The organism is Enterobacter sp. Lyrl_3 (genome assembly GCF_051948675.1).
GTDB lineage: Bacteria > Pseudomonadota > Gammaproteobacteria > Enterobacterales > Enterobacteriaceae > Enterobacter > Enterobacter cloacae.
In genome coordinates, this window is record NZ_JAYJLI010000024.1 from 1 (window position 1) to 18,268 (window position 18,268).

The 18,268-nt window shown below is 57.3% G+C and carries 16 protein-coding genes; 2 read left to right on the top strand and 14 right to left on the bottom strand.

Features of this window, described 5'->3' with window-relative positions; translation table 11 throughout:
* Positions 1-2 precede the first annotated feature (2 nt).
* The 7 genes from VF709_RS22980 to tkt form a co-directional block, all read right to left on the bottom strand.
* Entirely contained in the window at positions 3-743 is a 741-nt protein-coding gene (locus VF709_RS22980) for an oxidative stress defense protein (protein WP_149896622.1), read from the bottom strand.
* A 92-nt stretch (positions 744-835) separates the two neighbouring features.
* Positions 836-1,471 (bottom strand): arginine exporter ArgO, encoded by a 636-nt coding sequence (argO, locus tag VF709_RS22985; RefSeq protein ID WP_013098632.1) that lies wholly within the window; start codon positions 1,469-1,471, stop codon positions 836-838.
* Positions 1,472-1,616: 145 nt separating this feature from the next.
* The gene (locus VF709_RS22990; protein WP_013098633.1) at positions 1,617-2,471 is read right to left on the bottom strand and encodes a small-conductance mechanosensitive channel MscS; all 855 of its coding nucleotides are present in this window, start codon (positions 2,469-2,471) and stop codon (positions 1,617-1,619) included.
* 185 nt (positions 2,472-2,656) lie between these two features.
* The gene (gene fbaA / locus VF709_RS22995; protein WP_013098634.1) at positions 2,657-3,736 is read right to left on the bottom strand and encodes a class II fructose-bisphosphate aldolase; all 1,080 of its coding nucleotides are present in this window, start codon (positions 3,734-3,736) and stop codon (positions 2,657-2,659) included.
* 91 nt (positions 3,737-3,827) lie between these two features.
* The gene (gene pgk, locus VF709_RS23000; protein ID WP_013098635.1) at positions 3,828-4,991 is read right to left on the bottom strand and encodes a phosphoglycerate kinase; all 1,164 of its coding nucleotides are present in this window, start codon (positions 4,989-4,991) and stop codon (positions 3,828-3,830) included.
* Between the two features lie 49 nt (positions 4,992-5,040).
* A complete protein-coding gene (gene epd / locus VF709_RS23005; protein WP_014833195.1) occupies positions 5,041-6,060 on the bottom strand; it encodes an erythrose-4-phosphate dehydrogenase in 1,020 nt (339 codons plus the stop codon).
* 357 nt (positions 6,061-6,417) lie between these two features.
* Positions 6,418-8,409, bottom strand: a complete 1,992-nt coding sequence (gene tkt / locus VF709_RS23010) for a transketolase (protein WP_038420542.1) — start codon at positions 8,407-8,409, stop codon at positions 6,418-6,420.
* A 272-nt stretch (positions 8,410-8,681) separates the two neighbouring features.
* Between tkt and VF709_RS23015 the strand changes: the two genes are divergently transcribed.
* Together VF709_RS23015 and VF709_RS23020 are read left to right on the top strand one after the other, a co-directional pair.
* Entirely contained in the window at positions 8,682-9,440 is a 759-nt protein-coding gene (locus tag VF709_RS23015) for a M48 family metallopeptidase (RefSeq protein ID WP_440232355.1), read from the top strand.
* Between the two features lie 210 nt (positions 9,441-9,650).
* Complete coding sequence (locus VF709_RS23020; protein ID WP_102751605.1) at positions 9,651-10,919, top strand: OprD family outer membrane porin; 1,269 nt, start codon at positions 9,651-9,653, stop codon at positions 10,917-10,919.
* Between the two features lie 60 nt (positions 10,920-10,979).
* On the opposite strand, the gene VF709_RS23025 is transcribed toward VF709_RS23020, so the two are convergent.
* Genes VF709_RS23025 through VF709_RS23055 form a run of 7 tightly spaced genes read right to left on the bottom strand, consistent with a single transcriptional unit; the run spans position 10,980 to position 18,248 of the window.
* Complete coding sequence (locus tag VF709_RS23025; RefSeq protein WP_023621589.1) at positions 10,980-12,620, bottom strand: thiamine pyrophosphate-binding protein; 1,641 nt, start codon at positions 12,618-12,620, stop codon at positions 10,980-10,982.
* Positions 12,621-12,633: 13 nt separating this feature from the next.
* Positions 12,634-14,103 (bottom strand): aldehyde dehydrogenase, encoded by a 1,470-nt coding sequence (locus VF709_RS23030; RefSeq protein ID WP_149896623.1) that lies wholly within the window; start codon positions 14,101-14,103, stop codon positions 12,634-12,636.
* Between the two features lie 9 nt (positions 14,104-14,112).
* Positions 14,113-14,883 carry an aspartate dehydrogenase gene (locus tag VF709_RS23035; RefSeq protein ID WP_038983560.1) on the bottom strand — a complete coding sequence of 257 codons (771 nt, stop codon included), beginning with the start codon at positions 14,881-14,883 and terminating at the stop codon, positions 14,113-14,115.
* 9 nt (positions 14,884-14,892) lie between these two features.
* Positions 14,893-15,687 (bottom strand): SDR family oxidoreductase, encoded by a 795-nt coding sequence (locus VF709_RS23040; protein WP_013098644.1) that lies wholly within the window; start codon positions 15,685-15,687, stop codon positions 14,893-14,895.
* Positions 15,671-16,441: an alpha/beta fold hydrolase gene (locus VF709_RS23045; RefSeq protein WP_029883146.1), complete on the bottom strand. Its 771-nt coding sequence runs from the start codon at positions 16,439-16,441 to the stop codon at positions 15,671-15,673. Before VF709_RS23045 ends, VF709_RS23040 begins: the two co-directional genes overlap by 17 nt.
* Positions 16,442-16,450: 9 nt before the next feature.
* Positions 16,451-16,981: a cupin domain-containing protein gene (locus VF709_RS23050; RefSeq protein ID WP_013098646.1), complete on the bottom strand. Its 531-nt coding sequence runs from the start codon at positions 16,979-16,981 to the stop codon at positions 16,451-16,453.
* 10 nt (positions 16,982-16,991) lie between these two features.
* Entirely contained in the window at positions 16,992-18,248 is a 1,257-nt protein-coding gene (locus tag VF709_RS23055; protein ID WP_014833205.1) for an MFS transporter, read from the bottom strand.
* Positions 18,249-18,268: the final 20 nt, after the last annotated feature.

Consider the following 18,268-nt stretch of genomic DNA (forward strand, 5'->3'; position numbering starts at 1 on the left):
AATTACTGCGCCTTAGCCGTCTCAGTTTGCTGAGTTTGCGTCGGCTCCAGCTGGAACACCACATCAACCTGATCGTCGAACTGAATGGTCGGCTGCTCATAACTTTCCTGAGCAGATACCGGCGCCGCATCGGCTTTCATCATCCGTACCATCGGGCTTGGCTGATAGTTAGAGACGTGGTAACGCACGCTATACACCGGGCCGAGCTTACTCTTAAAGCCAGCGGCCAGCTGCTGCGCCTGATGCATCGCATCGTCAATTGCCGCTTTACGCGCTTCGTCTTTGTATTTCTCCGGTTGCGCAACGCCCAGTGAGACGGAACGAATTTCGTTCAGACCCGCCTTCAGCGCGCCATCCAGAAGGGAGTTCAGCTTATCCAGCTGGCGGACGGTCACTTCAACGCTACGCACAGCGCGATAGCCTTTCAGGATACTTTTGCCGTTCTGGTAGTCGTAATCAGGCTGAGTACGCAGGTTCGCAGAGCTGATGTCTTTTTTGGCAACACCGTTCTGCTCCAGGAAAGAGAGATATTGCGCAACACGATCGTCAGCCTGCTTCTTGGCGGAAGCGGCATCCTTCGCGGCCACGTTGACTTCAATTGCCAGCGTCGCAACATCCGGTACCGCATCCACGCTGGCGGTGCCGGAAGTGACGATGTGCGGACCATTTGGCAATTCATTCGCCTGAACAGACACCGCACCCAAACTTACTAATGCCGCCAGGGCCATCACGTTACACTTCACTGTCATTCCTCCATGTTGCGAAGAGTGCCCTAACAACAGGGCGCATGCCAGCAAGCTTAGCGGGTCCTGCTCAGTTGTCCATAAGACAACGCTTAGTTGAACAATCCCTGAACATGATGAATCCCCTCTTTCGCCAGCTGAAAGGCAATGACCCACATCACCACGCCCACCAGCGTGTTGATGATCCGCTGGGCTTTGGCGGTACGCAAACGGGGTGCCAGCCACGCCGCCAGAATGGCGAGGCCAAAGAACCATAGGAAGGAGGCGCTCACCGTGCCCAAGGCAAACCAGCGCTTCGGCTCAACGTCCAGTTGCCCACCCAGGCTCCCGAGCACCACAAACGTGTCGAGATAGACGTGCGGGTTAAGCCACGTTACCGCCAGCATGGTGACGATGATCTTCCAGCGCCCCTGCTTCATCACTTCGGCGCTCGCCAGCTCCAGGTTACTGCTCATTGCCGTTTTTAACGCACCGAATCCGTACCACAGCAGGAAGGCGACCCCGCCCCAGGTCACCAGCGCCAGCAGCCAGGGTGACTGCATCAGCAGCGCACTCCCGCCAAAAATCCCGGCACAAATCAGCAGTAAATCGCTTACCGCGCACAGCAGGGCAATCATCAGATGATACTGGCGGCGAATCCCCTGGTTCATGACAAACGCATTTTGCGGACCAAGGGGAAGGATCATGGCTGCGCCTAACGCAAGACCCTGAAAATAATACGATAACATGACATTAATCTCGCTGAGTTGTCTTTGGAGCAGACTATACTGCGAGAAGAACATTAGAGGAAATTGATAATATTAATTGGATATTAGCATAGCTAATAAAATAAAAGCCCGGTGGCGCTAGCGCTTACCGGGCCTACGGGTGACGTTATTCGGCTTCTTTTACTTTTTTGACGTTTACGTCCATCTGCGGATACGGGAAGCTGATGCCGTTGGCGTCAAACTCGCGCTTAATGCGCTCCAGCACGTCCCAGTACACGTTTTGCAGATCGCTGCTTTTGCTCCAGATACGCACCACGAAGTTAATAGAGGAAGCACCCAGCTCATGCAGGCGCACGGTCTGCTCTTTGTCTTTCAGAATACGATCGTCGGAGGCGATGATGTTAGCAATCAGCGATTTCACCTGATCAATATCGGAATCATACGCCACGCTGATAATTAACTCGTTACGGCGAACCGGCTCGCGAGAAAAGTTAATAATGTTGCCCGCGATGATTTTCCCGTTCGGGACCACAACGATACGCCCGTCAACGGTACGCAGAGTGGTAGAGAAAATTTGTACCTGCAGTACGGTACCGGCAATGCCGCCAAGGTCAACGTATTCACCCGAGCGGAATGGACGGAAGGTGACCAGCAGAACGCCTGCAGCCAGGTTTGAGAGCGAGCCCTGTAACGCCAGACCAATAGCCAGACCCGCGGCACCAAGCACGGCTATGACGGATGCCGTTTGTACCCCCACGCGCCCCAGTGCAGCAATCAGCGTAAACGCGATGATGCCATAGCGCACCAGCGCAGAGAGAAAGTCAGCCACCGTAGCGTCAATGTGTCGCGCTACCATCACCCGGTTGACCGCATTCGATACAATACGCGCCACGATCATCCCGACGATGATGATGGCAATCGCCGCGACGATATTCACGGCGTAGCTGAGCAGCAGCGCCTGGTTGCGCACCAGCCAGTTACCGGCGTTATTGATGCTGTCTACAACATCGAGTTGTTCCATTTATTCTTCCTTTTGTTAAACCAAAACACAAATCCATCCCCCATGGAGACAGGCAGGTCCGTAAAGGGTAAACAAAAAGCGCAAGTTTTGCCAAACAGATCACAAAAACCGCTCTGACAGGGTCTTGAAAAAGCATAAAAAAAGGCCCGCGTTTGCGGGCCTCCTGATGCTGTCAGCAGCTCAAATTACAGAACGTCGATCGCGTTCAGCTCTTTGAATGCCTGCTCCAGACGGGTCACCATGGACGTCTGCGCTGCGCGCAGCCATACGCGTGGATCGTAGTATTTCTTGTTCGGCTGGTCTTCGCCTTTCGGGTTGCCCAGCTGGCCCTGCAGGTAAGCTTCGTTCGCTTTGTAGTACTGCAGGATACCGTCCCAGGTTGCCCACTGGGTGTCGGTATCGATGTTCATTTTCACTACGCCGTAGCTTACGGAGTCTTTGATTTCCTGAGCAGAAGAACCGGAACCGCCGTGGAAGACGAAGTTCAGGCTGTTGTGCGGCAGGTTGTGTTTCTTGGACACGTATTCCTGAGAGTCACGCAGGATGGTTGGGGTCAGAACCACGTTACCTGGTTTGTAAACGCCGTGTACGTTACCGAAGGACGCTGCAATGGTGAAGCGTGGGCTGATTTTGCTCAGCTCGGTGTAAGCGTAATCAACGTCTTCTGGCTGAGTGTACAGAGCAGAAGCGTCCATGTGGCTGTTGTCCACGCCGTCTTCTTCACCGCCGGTGCAACCCAGTTCGATTTCCAGGGTCATGCCCATTTTGGACATGCGCGCCAGGTATTTGGAGCAGATCTCGATGTTCTCTTCCAGAGACTCTTCAGACAGGTCGATCATGTGAGAAGAGAACAGTGGCTTACCGGTAGCCGCGAAGTGTTTTTCACCCGCGTCCAGCAGACCGTCGATCCACGGCAGCAGTTTCTTCGCGCAGTGGTCAGTGTGCAGGATAACTGGAACACCGTAGTGTTCAGCCATCTGGTGTACGTGGTGCGCACCAGAGATAGCGCCCAGGATTGCAGCACCCTGAGGAATGTCAGTTTTCACGCCTTTACCTGCAATGAACGCAGCGCCGCCGTTAGAGAACTGTACGATAACCGGTGCTTTAACTTTTGCAGCGGTTTCCAGTACGGCGTTGATGGAGTCAGTACCCACGCAGTTAACTGCTGGCAGAGCAAAGTTGTTTTCTTTAGCTACCTGGAACACTTTCTGAACGTCATCACCAGTGATCACGCCAGGTTTTACGAAATCAAAAATTTTAGACATGTTGCTTAGTCCTGTATCTTCGGCCGTTAGAAAAGGTGCGAGCTCTTAAAGCGCGCTGAAAATTGGGCAGGTTTCCCTGCCCTTGAATGGCTTACTTCTTAGCGCGCTCTTCGAGCATTGCTACTGCTGGCAGAACTTTGCCTTCCACGAATTCGAGGAATGCGCCGCCACCAGTGGAGATGTAGGAGATTTTGTCAGCGATACCGAACAGGTCGATTGCTGCCAGGGTGTCACCACCGCCTGCGATAGAGAACGCTTCGCTGTCTGCGATAGCGTTAGCAACAATTTCAGTCCCTTTACGGAAGTTCGGGAATTCGAACACGCCAACAGGACCGTTCCACAGGATAGTTTTTGCGTTTTTCAGGATTTCAGCCAGTTTCTGTGCAGAAACGTCACCCAGGTCCAGAATCTGCTCTTCATCTTTGATGTCGTTTACAGATTTCAGGGTAGCAGTCGCCGTTTCGGAGAACTCAGTGGCAACGCGAACATCGGTTGGAACCGGGATATCACAGGTGCCCAGCAGGCGTTTGGCTTCGTCAACCAGGTCTGCTTCATACAGGGATTTACCAACGTTGTGGCCCTGAGCGGCAACGAAGGTGTTCGCGATACCACCGCCAACGATCAGCTGGTCAGCGATTTTAGACAGGGAATCCAGAACGGTCAGTTTGGTAGAAACTTTAGAACCACCCACGATGGCAACCATTGGACGAGCAGGCTCTTTCAGTGCTTTACCCAGCGCATCCAGTTCCGCAGCCAGCAGAGGACCAGCGCACGCAACGTCTGCGAATTTACCGATACCGTGGGTAGACGCCTGCGCACGGTGCGCAGTACCGAATGCATCCATTACGAATACGTCGCACAGCGCCGCGTATTTTTTGGAGAGTGCTTCGTCGTCTTTCTTCTCGCCTTTGTTGAAGCGAACGTTTTCCAGCACCACCAGCTCACCGGCAGCCACTTCCACGCCATCCAGGTAATCTTTCACCAGGCGAACCGGGCTGGACAGTTTGTCTTTCAGGTAATTAACAACCGGCAGCAGAGAGAACTCTTCGTTGTACTCGCCTTCAGTTGGACGACCCAGGTGGGAGGTCACCATCACTTTCGCACCCTGCTTCAGAGCCAGTTCGATGGTTGGCAGAGATGCACGGATACGCGCGTCACTGGTCACTTTGCCATCTTTAACTGGCACGTTCAGATCCGCACGGATGAAAACGCGTTTACCAGCCAGATCCAGATCGGTCATCTTAATTACAGACATGGTGAATCCTCTCGTTGATTCTTAAAGTTTTGCAGACGCACGATGCGTCTTACCTGAAACCTTTGGCAGCCATTGCTAACGTGGTGTCGAGCATTCGGTTAGCAAAGCCCCATTCGTTATCACACCAGACCAGCGTCTTGATAAGGTGTGCGCCACTGACGCGCGTTTGCGTGCCATCAACAATGGCGCTGTGCGGGTCGTGGTTAAAATCCACTGAGACCAACGGTAATTCCGTATAGTCAACTATACCATGAAATGCCCCCTGTGCCGCTTTTTGCAGCAACAGGTTGACTTCACAGGCTTTTACCGGTTTTTTCACCGTCACGCTGAGGTCAATTGCGGTGACGTTTATCGTCGGTACACGCACGGCAATCGCTTCGAAACGGTCATTAAACTGCGGGAAAATTCGGGTGATCCCGGCAGCCAGTTTTGTGTCCACCGGGATGATTGACTGGCTCGCAGCACGCGTGCGTCGTAAATCCGGGTGGTAGGCGTCAATGACCTGCTGATCGTGCATGGCGGAGTGAATCGTGGTCACGGTGCCGGATTCAATGCCATATGCATCGTCTAACAGTTTAATGACCGGAATAATGCAGTTGGTGGTGCAGGAGGCGTTGGAGACAATACGGTGTTCGGCTTGCAGCTCATGCTGATTGACGCCGAAAACGACCGTTGCGTCGAGGTCGTTACTGCCGGGATGAGAGAACAGGACTTTTTTCGCGCCGGCGGTGAGATGCGCTTCGCCGTGTTCGCGGTTGCCATATACGCCGGTGCAGTCAAGCACCACATCCACACCCAGTTCACGCCACGGTAGCGCGGCAATACTGCGCTCATGCAGTACGCGGATCGTATCGTCACCGACAAACAGCTGATCCCTTTCCTGGCGCACGTCCCAGGCAAAGCGTCCGTGGCTGGTGTCATATTTCAATAAATGCGCCATGCCCGCAGCATCCGCCAGTTCATTGATTGCCACCACGGTAATTTCCGCCCGACGCCCGGATTCATATAAAGCACGAACCACGTTGCGCCCGATGCGACCGAAGCCATTAATCGCTACGCGTACGGTCATAGATCTCCTGCAAAGCTATCCCTGAGTTCGAGGTGGCTGAAAGAGTAATCCAGCTACGCCCGAAGGGGAATCTTTGCTATCACAAACTGCGATTGATTGGTCAATTGTCGAACATTTAATCGACTGAAACGCTTCAGCAAGAATAAGCGAATCGGGGAATAAAAGGAATGTCTGTCCAGATGAATAAGCGAGCTATATGACTTGCGTCACATTTTGGATGGAATAATTTACAGAGCAGTTACATGTCTGAGGAATAGTGCCTACAAAAAAGCCGGGTGGCGCGCTAACGCTTACCCGGCCTACTTTCGAGCCATTTGTAGGCCCGGTAAGCGTAAGCGCCACCGGGCAAAACGGCAATTACAGCAGTTCTTTCGCCTTAGCGACAACGTTCTCAACGGTGAAGCCGAACTCTTCGAACAGCTGCTCTGCCGGAGCAGATTCACCGAAGGTGGTCATACCGACGATAGCGCCGTTCAGGCCCACGTATTTGAACCAGTAGTCAGCGATACCCGCTTCAACCGCCACGCGTGCGGAAACGGCTTTAGGCAGTACGGATTCACGGTAAGCAGCATCCTGCTTGTCGAACGCATCGGTAGACGGCATGGAAACCACGCGCGCTTTAACGCCTTCGGCAGTCAGTTTGTCCCAGGCTGCAACAGCCAGCTCAACTTCAGAACCGGTTGCGATGAAGATCAGCTCTGGCTGTCCCGCGCAATCCTTCAGCACGTAGCCACCGCGCGCGATGTTCGCCAGCTGCTCTTCGGTACGATCCTGCTGCGCCAGGTTCTGACGGGAGAGGATCAGCGCGGTTGGACCGTCCTGACGCTCAACGCCGTATTTCCATGCCACTGCAGATTCCACCTGGTCACATGGACGCCATGTGCTCATGTTCGGGGTGACACGCAGAGAAGCAACCTGCTCTACCGGCTGGTGAGTTGGACCATCTTCGCCCAGACCAATGGAGTCGTGGGTATAAACCATCACCTGACGCTGTTTCATCAGCGCAGCCATACGCACGGCGTTACGGGCATATTCCACGAACATCAGGAAGGTAGAGGTGTACGGCAGGAAACCACCGTGCAGGGAGATACCGTTCGCGATAGCGGTCATACCGAATTCACGTACACCATAATGGATGTAGTTACCGGCCGCATCTTCGTTGATTGGCTTAGAGCCAGACCACAGGGTCAGGTTAGACGGTGCCAGGTCAGCGGAGCCGCCGAGGAATTCTGGAAGCCATGGACCGAACGCTTCGATCGCATTCTGAGACGCTTTACGGCTGGCGATTTTAGATGGGTTCGCCTGCAGTTTAGCGATGAACTCGTTCGCTTTCGCGTCGAAGTCAGACGGCATTTCACCTTTCATACGACGGGTGAATTCAGCCGCTTCCTGTGGGAAGGCTTTAGCGTAAGCCGCGAACTTCTCGTTCCAGGCCGCTTCTTTCGCCTGACCCGCTTCTTTGGCATCCCACTGGGCATAGATTTCAGATGGGATTTCGAATGCAGGGTGTTTCCAGCCCAACGCTTCACGGGTCAGCGCGATTTCCGCGTCGCCCAGTGGCGCACCGTGGGAATCGTGGGTGCCCGCTTTGTTCGGAGAACCGAAACCGATGATGGTTTTGCACATCAGCAGGGATGGTTTGTCAGTGACCGCACGCGCTTCTTCTACTGCACGTTTAATCGAGTCAGCATCGTGGCCATCAACGCCACGCACAACGTGCCAGCCGTAGGCTTCGAAACGTGCCGCAGTGTCATCAGTGAACCAGCCTTCAACATGACCGTCGATGGAGATACCGTTGTCGTCGTAGAACGCAACCAGTTTGCCCAGCTTCAGGGTACCTGCCAGGGAGCACACTTCGTGAGAAATGCCTTCCATCATGCAGCCGTCGCCCATGAACGCGTAGGTGAAGTGGTCAACAATGTCGTGACCAGGACGGTTGAACTGCGCCGCCAGAGTCTTCTCAGCAATCGCCATACCCACCGCGTTCGCAATACCCTGACCCAGTGGGCCGGTCGTGGTTTCAACACCTGCGGTGTAACCCACTTCCGGGTGACCCGGGGTTTTGGAGTGCAGCTGACGGAAGTTTTTCAGCTCTTCGATAGGCAGATCGTAGCCAGTGAGGTGCAGCAGGCTGTAGATCAGCATTGAGCCGTGGCCGTTAGACAGCACGAAACGGTCGCGGTCAGCCCATGCCGGGTTCTGCGGGTTGTGGTTCAGGAAATCACGCCACAGGACTTCGGCGATATCAGCCATACCCATAGGGGCCCCTGGGTGGCCAGATTTGGCTTTCTGTACTGCGTCCATGCTCAGCGCACGAATAGCATTAGCAAGCTCTTTACGTGAGGACATTTTAACTCCAGATCGGACTGTTAAAGGCCATGCCCTTGACGACAGCGCGTTTTGGGCTACGCCGGAAAAAAGTGCCAACAATGTAACCCAAGCGGCATGCCATGTACATGGAGCATTCTTTTGCCGCTTAAGAAATCTCTGGATCATGCTCGCATGTTGCGCAATCTGCTCGCCCGGGCCCGTCGATATTCCTTATACTTAGCCCGACCCCGGCTTCGCTGTCGGTGTACTTTTCGGATTTTATTCAGATTAACGAGTACGGAAGCAACCTCATGAAAATGCGTGCATTAGTGCTGGCCCTGGGTACAACGTTCCTGCTGAGCGGTTGTCAGAATATGGATTCTAACGGCCTGATGTCCTCAGGCGCAGAAGCTTTTCAGGCCTATTCCCTGAGCGACGCGCAGGTTAAAGCCCTGAGCGACCAGGCCTGTAAAGATATGGATGGAAAGGCTACGATTGCCCCGGCCAACAGTCCCTACACGCAGCGTCTGAATAAAATTGCCTCTGCGCTTGGCGATAACATTACCGGTCAGCCGGTGAACTATAAAGTGTACGTCGCGAAAGACGTGAACGCCTTTGCCATGGCGAACGGCTGTATCCGCGTTTACAGCGGGTTAATGGACATGATGACCGACAACGAAGTGGAAGCGGTGATCGGCCATGAAATGGGCCACGTTGCCCTCGGCCACGTGAAGAAAGGGATGCAGGTCGCCTTAGGCACTAACGCCATCCGCGCGGCGGCGGCTTCTGCGGGCGGTATTGTGGGCAGCCTGTCCCAGTCACAGCTTGGCGATGTGGGCGAAAAGCTGGTTAACTCCCAGTTCTCTCAACGTCAGGAGTCCGAAGCGGATGACTACTCCTACGATCTGTTGCGCAAACGCGGTATCAATCCAGCAGGTTTAGCCACCAGTTTTGAAAAGCTGGCTAAACTGGAAGCCGGACGTCAAAGCTCCATGTTTGACGATCACCCGGCCTCAGAAGCGCGTGCACAACATATTCGCGACCGTATGGCCGCAGACGGAATTAAATAATTTTGGAAGGAGGCAAATTTGCCTCCTTTTTATTTCGCATGAATTGCTAACTTAACCGCACATATCGGTAACACCCACAAAAGCCCCGTCACACCTGCCCTTCACCATTGAAATGTCTGGTCACATAATTATTGCAATCGGTTACTTTTCGGGTAATTATCGAATCCGCAGTAATTCAAATTAATATATTAAGACAGAGACGTTCCCTCCGTGAAAAAAGAATTATCGTTAGTTGCGTTAAGCATATTTGTCACATTACCTGCCGTTGCAAGCCAACAATCAGACAGCCAGGGTTTTATTAATGACAGCCATTTAGATCTGTTTTTACGCAATGCGTATATCAGCCGTGATTATCATCAGGGCCAGCAGGATAAAGCAGAATGGGGTCAGGGTATCATCGCCACCTTTGAATCAGGTTATACCGAAGGAGTGGTTGGCTTTGGCGTGGACGGCATTGCGCAGTATGGCGTGCGTCTGGACGGTGGCCGCGGTAAGAGCGGCGCAGGTGGCATTGACTTCTTTAAACAGGAAGACGACGGACGCGCAAAATCCGATCTGGCAAAATTTGGCGCGACCGCCAAAATGCGCATCTCGAATACCGTACTCAGCTACGGTAATCAGCGTCCCGAGCTGCCAATCATTAACGCCGACAGCTCCCGCCTGCTGTTTGAAAGCTACACCGGCACCATGCTGACTTCTAAAGAGATCGACGGTCTGGAAATCAACGCCGGTTATTTCACCGACGAGCAGCGTAAAAGTGACGATCGCCACGACAGCGGCCTCAAGGGTTTCTCCTTCGGCGGGGCGAACTACCAGTTCAATGACCAGTTCAGCGGCGCGCTGTACGCCTCCCATAATGAAGAGGTGATGAACAAGCAATATCTGGGCATGAATTTCAAACAGCCGTTCAGCACTGGCCAGCAGCTGGTACTCGATTTTAACGGCTACAACTCGCGTCTGGATCAGGGCTACGCAGACAGCCTCGACACGGGCCGCAGCAACACCATCTGGAGCCTGGCGGCGAGCTACATCTGGGATATCCATACGTTCAAAGTGGCGTACCAGCAGAGCAGCGGAAGCACCGGCTACAACTATGGCGGCTACCGCGACCAGGGCGGTGTTGGTGACGGCGGCAACACCATCTGGCTGGCGAACTCCTACTGGTCTGATTTTAATGGTGAAGACGAACGTTCATGGCAGGCGTCTTACGGGCTGGACTTTGGCGGTCTCGGTTTGCCGGGTCTGAGCTGGACCACCGCCTACGTGCGTGGCGACAACATTAAAACCGCTGAAACCAGTAACGGCAAAGAGCATGAATGGTTTAACCAGATCCAGTATCAGGTGCAGGACGGCCCGGCGAAAGATCTGAAGCTGAAACTGCGTTATTCCGTACTGCGCGTCTCCAGCAACGCCAGCGATTACAACGTGGGCGGGGATGAGATCCGCGCTTACGTGGAATACCCGTTTAACGTGTTCTGAGTTTGTCCCCTCACCCTAACCCTCTCCCAAAGGGAGAGGGCCGGGGTGAGGGAAAAACAGCTAGTAAAGCGTCTTCTGTGGGGGCCCGGCAAACTTCAGCGCGCCAATTTGTCCCATCCGCACTTCCACTACCGACGGTCCCGGCATCGCCAGCGCTTCCGTCATCACCGCATCAAAATCCTCTGCCCGCTCAACGCTCCATGCCTGCAGGCCAATCGCCTGTGCCAACAGGGTAAAGTCCGGCGTATGCAGCTCGTTATAGTACTGACGGCCACCGAAATACTTGTCCTGTATACCGCGCATAACGCCGTAGCCGCCGTCATTCATGATAAGCAACGTCACGTTGGCCTTCTCCTGCGCCAGCGTCGCCAGTTCGCCCAGATTCAGGCTCAGACCGCCGTCCCCCACCAACCCCACCACTTTGCGTTGTGGGTTGGCAATCGCGGTGCCAATCGCCATCGGCAGGCCCATGCCAATTGCCCCGGCCAGAGAGTGAATATTCATCAGCGGCCCCCTGGCGCGGAACAGTCGGCTGCCCCACAAGCTACCGGAAACGGTAATATCGCGCACCAGCAGGCCATCTTCAGGTAGCGCTTTCTCTATGGCATCGTTGAGTTGCGCATAGGCGCCGCACTGTTCACGCAGCCCACGTTCGGCCTGTGTCACCGCCTCCTGAACCAGACCATCCCACTGAGCATTCCCCCATTCACGCCCCTGTGCTTTTTCAGCCAGCGCGCTCAGCAACGCTGAGCAGTCGGCTACCAGCGTGTTATCCATCAGATAGTTACGGCTTGCCGCCGCCGGGTCGATATCGATCTGTACGCGCGGAGAAGGCAGTTCGAGCGTCCATGAACGGGTCTCATTGCTGCGCAGACGTGAACCGGCGATCAGCGTAAAGTCACACTGCGCGATCAGCGCTTCAACCGATGGCGAGTTGTGAAATGCCCGCAGGCTGGCGCGATGGCTGTCCGGCAGCACGCCGCGCGCGTGAGTGCTGGAGATCACGGTGATACCTGCATCCGCCAGCTTTTTCACTGCGTCCGCGCAGCCCAGCGCACCGCCGCCCAGCCAAAGCAGCGGCTGTTTCGCCTGCTTGAGTTGCGCCCAAAGCGCATTAACACTCCCGGCATCTACCGGCGAAACCGACGCCGGTTTCACCGGTGCGGTCACCAGCGACAGCGGAATTTTCGCCCCCTGAATATCAATCGGGATCTCCACGGAGACCGGCCCGCACGGCGGTGTCTGCGCCTCCTGAATCGCTTTATGCAAAATCGCTATCGCCTGACTGGCATTGCTGATGCGATACGCCCGTTTTGAGCTGGCCTTCAGGAAAGTCAGCTGGTCGCGGGTTTCATGGATAAACCCGGTGTCGGCATCCAGCCAGGCTTTTTCTACCTGCCCGGTCAGGTGCAGCAGCGGCGTGCAGGCGTTCATCGCCTCCACCAGCGCGCCTACGGCGTTACCCGCGCCCGCGCCGGTGCTGGTCAGCGCCACGCCAAGGCCGGAAAAACGTCCGTGGGCATCAGCCATGGTGACAGACCCCGCTTCGCCGCGTGCCGGTACAAAGCGGATGTTGCCGCGCTGCCCTACTGCATCCGCGATGGGCAGGTTGTGAATGGAGATGACGCCGTAGATGGCCTCAACCTGATACTGCTCCAGCGTTCTGGCGATGGCGTCGCCGACGGTTATCATTTCGCTCATTGCTCACCCTTTCTCAGTCGCACCAGTGGTTGACGCTGTTACCCGTCGCCAGATAAATGCTCTTTTGCTGCATCCAGGCTTTCAGCCCCTGAATGCCCTTCTCGCGGCCCAGACCGCTCTCTTTAAAGCCCCCGAACGGGGTCGAAATCGCAAACACTTTGTAGGTGTTGATCCACACCGTGCCGGCCTCAAGCTGCTCACTTAAGCGCAGTGCGCGTCCGGTATCGCGTGTCCAGATCCCGGCGGCCAGGCCGTAAACCGAGTCGTTGGCCTCGCGGATAAGCGAGGTTTCATCGCGAAACGGCATCGCCACCAGCACCGGGCCAAAGATCTCCTCCTGGCAGACACGGGCGCTGTTGCTCAGCCCTTCGATAATCGTTGGCAGGAAGAAGCTGCCGCTTGCCAGCGTGGGATCGGCCGGGATCTCCCCACCGCACAGCACGCGGCCCCCTTCACGCTTTGCCAGCTCAACGTACGCTTGTACGCTCTGACGATGTTTTTCATTGATCAGCGGCCCAACGTGGATACCGTCGGTAAACGGATGTCCGACGCGCAGACCGCGGGTTAACTCCAGCAGCCGCGCCATCAGCGGGGCGTAAAGGCTTTCGTGGATAAACAGCCGCGAACCGGCGATGCACGCCTGCCCCGCCGAGCTGAAAATGCCGTAGCAGATCCCGCGCGCGGCCTGCTCGATATCCGCATCCTCCAGCACGATAGTCGGCGATTTTCCGCCCAGCTCCAGCGATGCCGGGATCAGTTTTTCCGCCGCCACGTGCGCCAGGTGACGGCCCGTGGTGGTACCGCCGGTAAAGGAAATTTTGCGTACCTTAGGGTGGCGTGCCAGCGCATCGCCAATCACCGAGCCTTTGCCCGGTAGCACGCTCAGCAGCCCGGCGGGCAGCCCGGCCTGTTCAAATATCCGCGCCAGCTCCAGCGCCATCAGCGGCGTGGCTTCGGCGGGCTTGAGGATCACCGCGTTACCCGCGGCAATGGCCGGAGCGACCTTCTGCATCTCGCTGGCAATCGGCGAGTTCCACGGCGTGATGGCCGCCACCACGCCGAGCGGCTCATAGCGGCTCAGGGTCAGTAAATCCGGCTGGCGCGGCGTCGGAAGTTCCCCTTCCAGCAGCTCGCAGGCGGCGGCAAAGTAGCGCGCCGTTCCCGCCGCGCTCATTACCAGCCCGCGGGCCTCCGCCAGCGGCTTGCCGTTATCGCGGCTCTGCATCTGCGCCAGCTCGTCGACGCGGGATTCAATGAGATCTGCCACCTTGTGCAGGATCTTCGCCCGTGTATGCGGCAGGCTGTGACGCCAGGCGGGATCGCGCCACGCGCGCTCGCCGGCCTCGATCGCGTCATGCAGATCATCGGGACTGGCCGCATTCAACGTCGCGTTGATCGACCCGTCTGCCGGGAAATAGCTCTGCATCGGGTTGCCGCCACCGTGTCGCCACTGGCCGCCGATAAATATCTTCAGATCGTCCATCGTCACTCCTCAGCTCATGGCCAGCTCGCGGCAGGCGCGTACCGCGCTGAGTGCCGCCAGGGTGGAGGTTTTCGGGTTAGAGGCAAGCGGCAGGCCGCTTAGCTCCAGATGGAATTCACCAAACGCGCCTTCAACGTGCAGCGTGTGGGTGTTACGTTTCGTTGACGGGTCGACCATAAGCTGTACGCGCGTGTCGTCCATTCCCACGCCGCCGAGTGCCACGGTGGCCGCCACGTTGGCGTTGGCCGGAAACAGTCGTGCCGCCTCGCGGGCGCTGCCTTCAAAAAAGACCTGCGCAGCAGATACCGAATTAAGATCGATAAGCTGCTCGGCATAGCTGCCGCGCCAGCTGGCCGGGCTTTTACGCGACTGGTAGGTCACGCGCGCCAGCCCGCCCTCTTTCGCCGCCGCCAGCCCGTCGATACCGGCTACCGCCCCGGAGAGCAACGTCAGTCTGCCGCCGGCGTTGAGCAGGCGCTGTTCGAGCGCGCTGTCCGCCAGTGCGCCGGTCGAAATAACCGCCAGATGCCAGCCGCGACGTAAAATATCCTCACCGTACTGCGCTACCGCCTGCTGGCTGGCGCACTCCAGCACCAGGTCGGGCGTTTGCGCGCATTCCAGCGGTGAGGTCAATGCCACTACCGCATCACCAAGCTGCGCGTGAATCGCCGCATGATGGACCTCGCGCGCCACAATCCAGCCGATAGCCACGCCAGCGGGCAGGCGTTCAATCACCGCCTGCGCCATGGCGCCAAAACCAATCAACATAATCTTTTTCATGATGTGTCCTTACAGATGGCGGCAAAAGCCGCCGGAAACGTCCAGTGCCGCACCGGTGGTAAACGAAGCCAGCGGCGAGGCGAGGAACAGCAGCGCCTGCGCGGGCTCCTGCGGCTTGCCGAGACGCGCCATCGGAATACCGCGTTTGCGGGCGATCTCCGCCGTCCACTCCGGCCAGCTCTGGCTTTTGTCTGTCCGGTTTTCAAAGCGACGCTGCCACTGCCCGGACTCCACCATGCCAAGCAATATCGAATTCACGCGGATGCCTTTGCCCACCAGCTCTTTTGAGAGCGTCAGCGTCATATTCAACAGCGCGGCGCGGGCGGCAGAGGTGGCAATCATGTGCTCCTCCGGCTGCAGCGCCAGCAGGGAGTTCACGCAGGTGATGGAAGCGATGTCGGACTGCGCCAGCAAAGGCTGAAACGCCTGCACCGGGTTGATCACGCCAAACAGTTTAAGTTCGGCTTCATGCAGCCACGCCTCGCGCGGGGTGTCATGAAAGTGCGCCACGTATCCCTGCCCGGCGTTGTTGATCAGCATGTCCACGGCACCAAAGCGCACCTGCACGGCATCCGCGAAAGCCTGCATCTCGTCAGCGTTAAGCACGTCGCAGCGATAAGAGAAAACCTCCCCGTCGGGGTATTCGTTATGCAGCGCGGCATGGGCGCTGGCGAGGCGATCCGGATCGCGGCCACAGAAGGCCACTTTTGCCCCCTCGCCCAGCAGCAGGCGTAGCGTTTCAAAGCCAATACCAGAAGAACCGCCGGTGACGACCGCTACGCGTCCGTCAATTTGTGCATTCATCGCGCACCTCTTCGTTAATACGTAAAAGCTGTTGGTTAAAAAACGCGTCGTTATCGAGATAGCTGGCATGTCCCGCCTGGGCAATGGCGATAAACGGCATGCCGTAGCGCAGCGCCAGCCCCTGCACCAGCTCGGGTTGCGTGATCGCATCCTGCTCGCCGCACCACACTTCAAAGTTGCCTGAATAGCGCTTCAGCCAGCCATGAATATCGTCGTGCGCCAGCATCCACGCGGCGGCGAGGTAGCCCTCGGGGCGAAGCCTGCGCATGCCCGCTGCCACGGTGGCGATATCCTCTTCACGCGCGCCGGGACGCAGCAGTTTTGCGGCGCGGGTCTGCGCGAGGATTTCGCCGCCGAGTGCCATCTGCTGCTCGCGACTGCGCCAGACCTGCTCGCGCTGCTCCGGCGCGGCCTGGCCGTAACCTTGCGCGGCGTCCGCCAGCACCAGATGCAGCACACGATCCGGATATTTCGCCGCAAAGGCGCTGGCAACCAGTGCCCCGAGTGAATGGCCCACCAGCACCGCCTGCCACACGCCAGCCCGGTCAAGCATCGCCGCCAGCGCATCGGCGTAATCCCCCGCGTTCGCCCGTTCCGCGGCCAGCATCGGGCTTTCGCCATAACCGGGCATGTCCCACGCCAGCACGCGAAAACCGTTCAGCGCCATCTGCTTGTGCCAGGAGGCTGCGCCAGAGCTGATCCCGTGCAGCAGCATCAGCGGAATGCCGCTTCCCTGTTCACGAAAACCCGTCATCATGCCCCCTTAGTTCCGCTTCACTTTCGAGAGCGGATGGTCCGCCGGGTAGGTCGGAATTTCCGGCTTGTTGGTGCCCAGCATGACGCACATCAGCGCCTCTTCTTCGCCGTGGTTAAACAGCCCGCGATAGATCCCCGGCGGCACGGAGATCAGGTCACGCTCGCGCAGCACGGTTTCGGTGTAGTTATCGCCGTCCTGGATCATCAGCGTGATCTGCCCTTTGAGCATGAAGAACACCTCTTCCACATCGTCGTGCAGGTGCAGCGGCCCTTCGCACTTCGACGGCAGTACCATGGTGGAAAAGGTAAAATGCTCCGCCTGTACGGTGTTGGTGTCGCTCGCCACGCCGGTAGCGCCGGTGCCGATATAGCGCATCTGCGCGCGGCGGTATTTCGGGTCAAAATCGGCCTGGAACTTCAGCGCGTTCCAGTCGTATTTGCGGCCCTCAAAGCGCGCAATACGGGACTCGACCCACTCTTCCATCGTCAGGTGGTCAGGTTTGATGCCAGATGGGTTGGTTACGGTTGAATCAGTCATGACACTCTCCTCAGTAACGTCTCAGCAGCGGCAGTAACAGGACGCAGCCCACCGCCGCCATCACCGCCAGAAAAATCAGCCCGGAATCCATGCTGTGGGTGAAGGCGATAAGCGCGCCCATCACCGCTGGCGACAGCGCGCCCGCAAAGTTTCCCAGCCCGTTGAAAATGCCGCCCGCCGTGGCGCTCACCCGTGGATGGGTGGCCTTTGCCAGCAGGGCGAAAATGTTGGGAGCCCCGGTGCCCCACATGAATGTGCTGAAGCTCATCGCCGCAATGATGGTCAGCGGGGTATCGAGGTGCATTACGGCCGTGAGCCCGACAGCGGCCCCCGCCATGGAGATAAAGCAGGCCGCCGCACGCTTATCGACCCGGTCAGAGAGCCATGCGCCAATCACTTCCCCCGCCAGCATGGCGATGAACGGCATCGACGACAGCCAGCCCGCATGCTCCAGATGAATGCCCTTCCCCTTGATCAGGTAGCCCGGCAGCCAGCCGTTAATGCCCCACAGGTAGGTCAGGAAAGCGATGTTAAAGATGCAGATGATCCAGAAGTGCGGGCTGACAAACAGCTCGCGCCGTGCGGCACGCCGTTCGTCCCGGGAGGTCTGTGACGTACCGCTTTTCGCCTCCAGACGGATCCCGCGCAGACCGACGCGCACGAAGATCAGCACCGGTACGGTCAGCATCGCCATCACGAAGAAGGTGCTCTGCCAGCCGAAGGTGTTCAGCAGCCAGAGTGAGAGCGGGAAGCCAATCGCCGCCCCTACCGGCGTGCCCAGCAGCCACAGCATGGTGGCGCGCGCCTGCAGATGCTGTGGGAAGTTGTGGCGCACAATGGCGAAGGCCAGCGGGAACAGCGGCCCCTCCGCCACGCCCAGCAGAATGCGCAGCACGATCATCAGCGTGTAGTTATGGGTAAAGCCCATCGCCACCATCAGCACGCACCACACCACCATCATCCCGGTGAGCAGGCGCAGCGGGGCGATTTTGTCCCCCAGCCCACTGAGAAAGACCGATGAAAAGCCGTAGCTCAACAGGAAGGCGCTCATCAGAATGCCGAGGCGCGTGGTGTCAAAATCGATGCCCATCGCCTGCTGGAAGTGGCCGTCAGAAAACAGCGCGGCAATGCTGATTTTGTCGAAAAACGCCAGCAGCACGCAGGCCAGCAGCGACAGCGGGATGGCCCAGCGCACCGCTTTTTCAGGCGTGCGGGTCCCCTCACCGCTCGCCTCAACGGGCGCGGTGTTGGTCTCTAATGTGGTCATGTCTCCCCCTACGGGTGCGG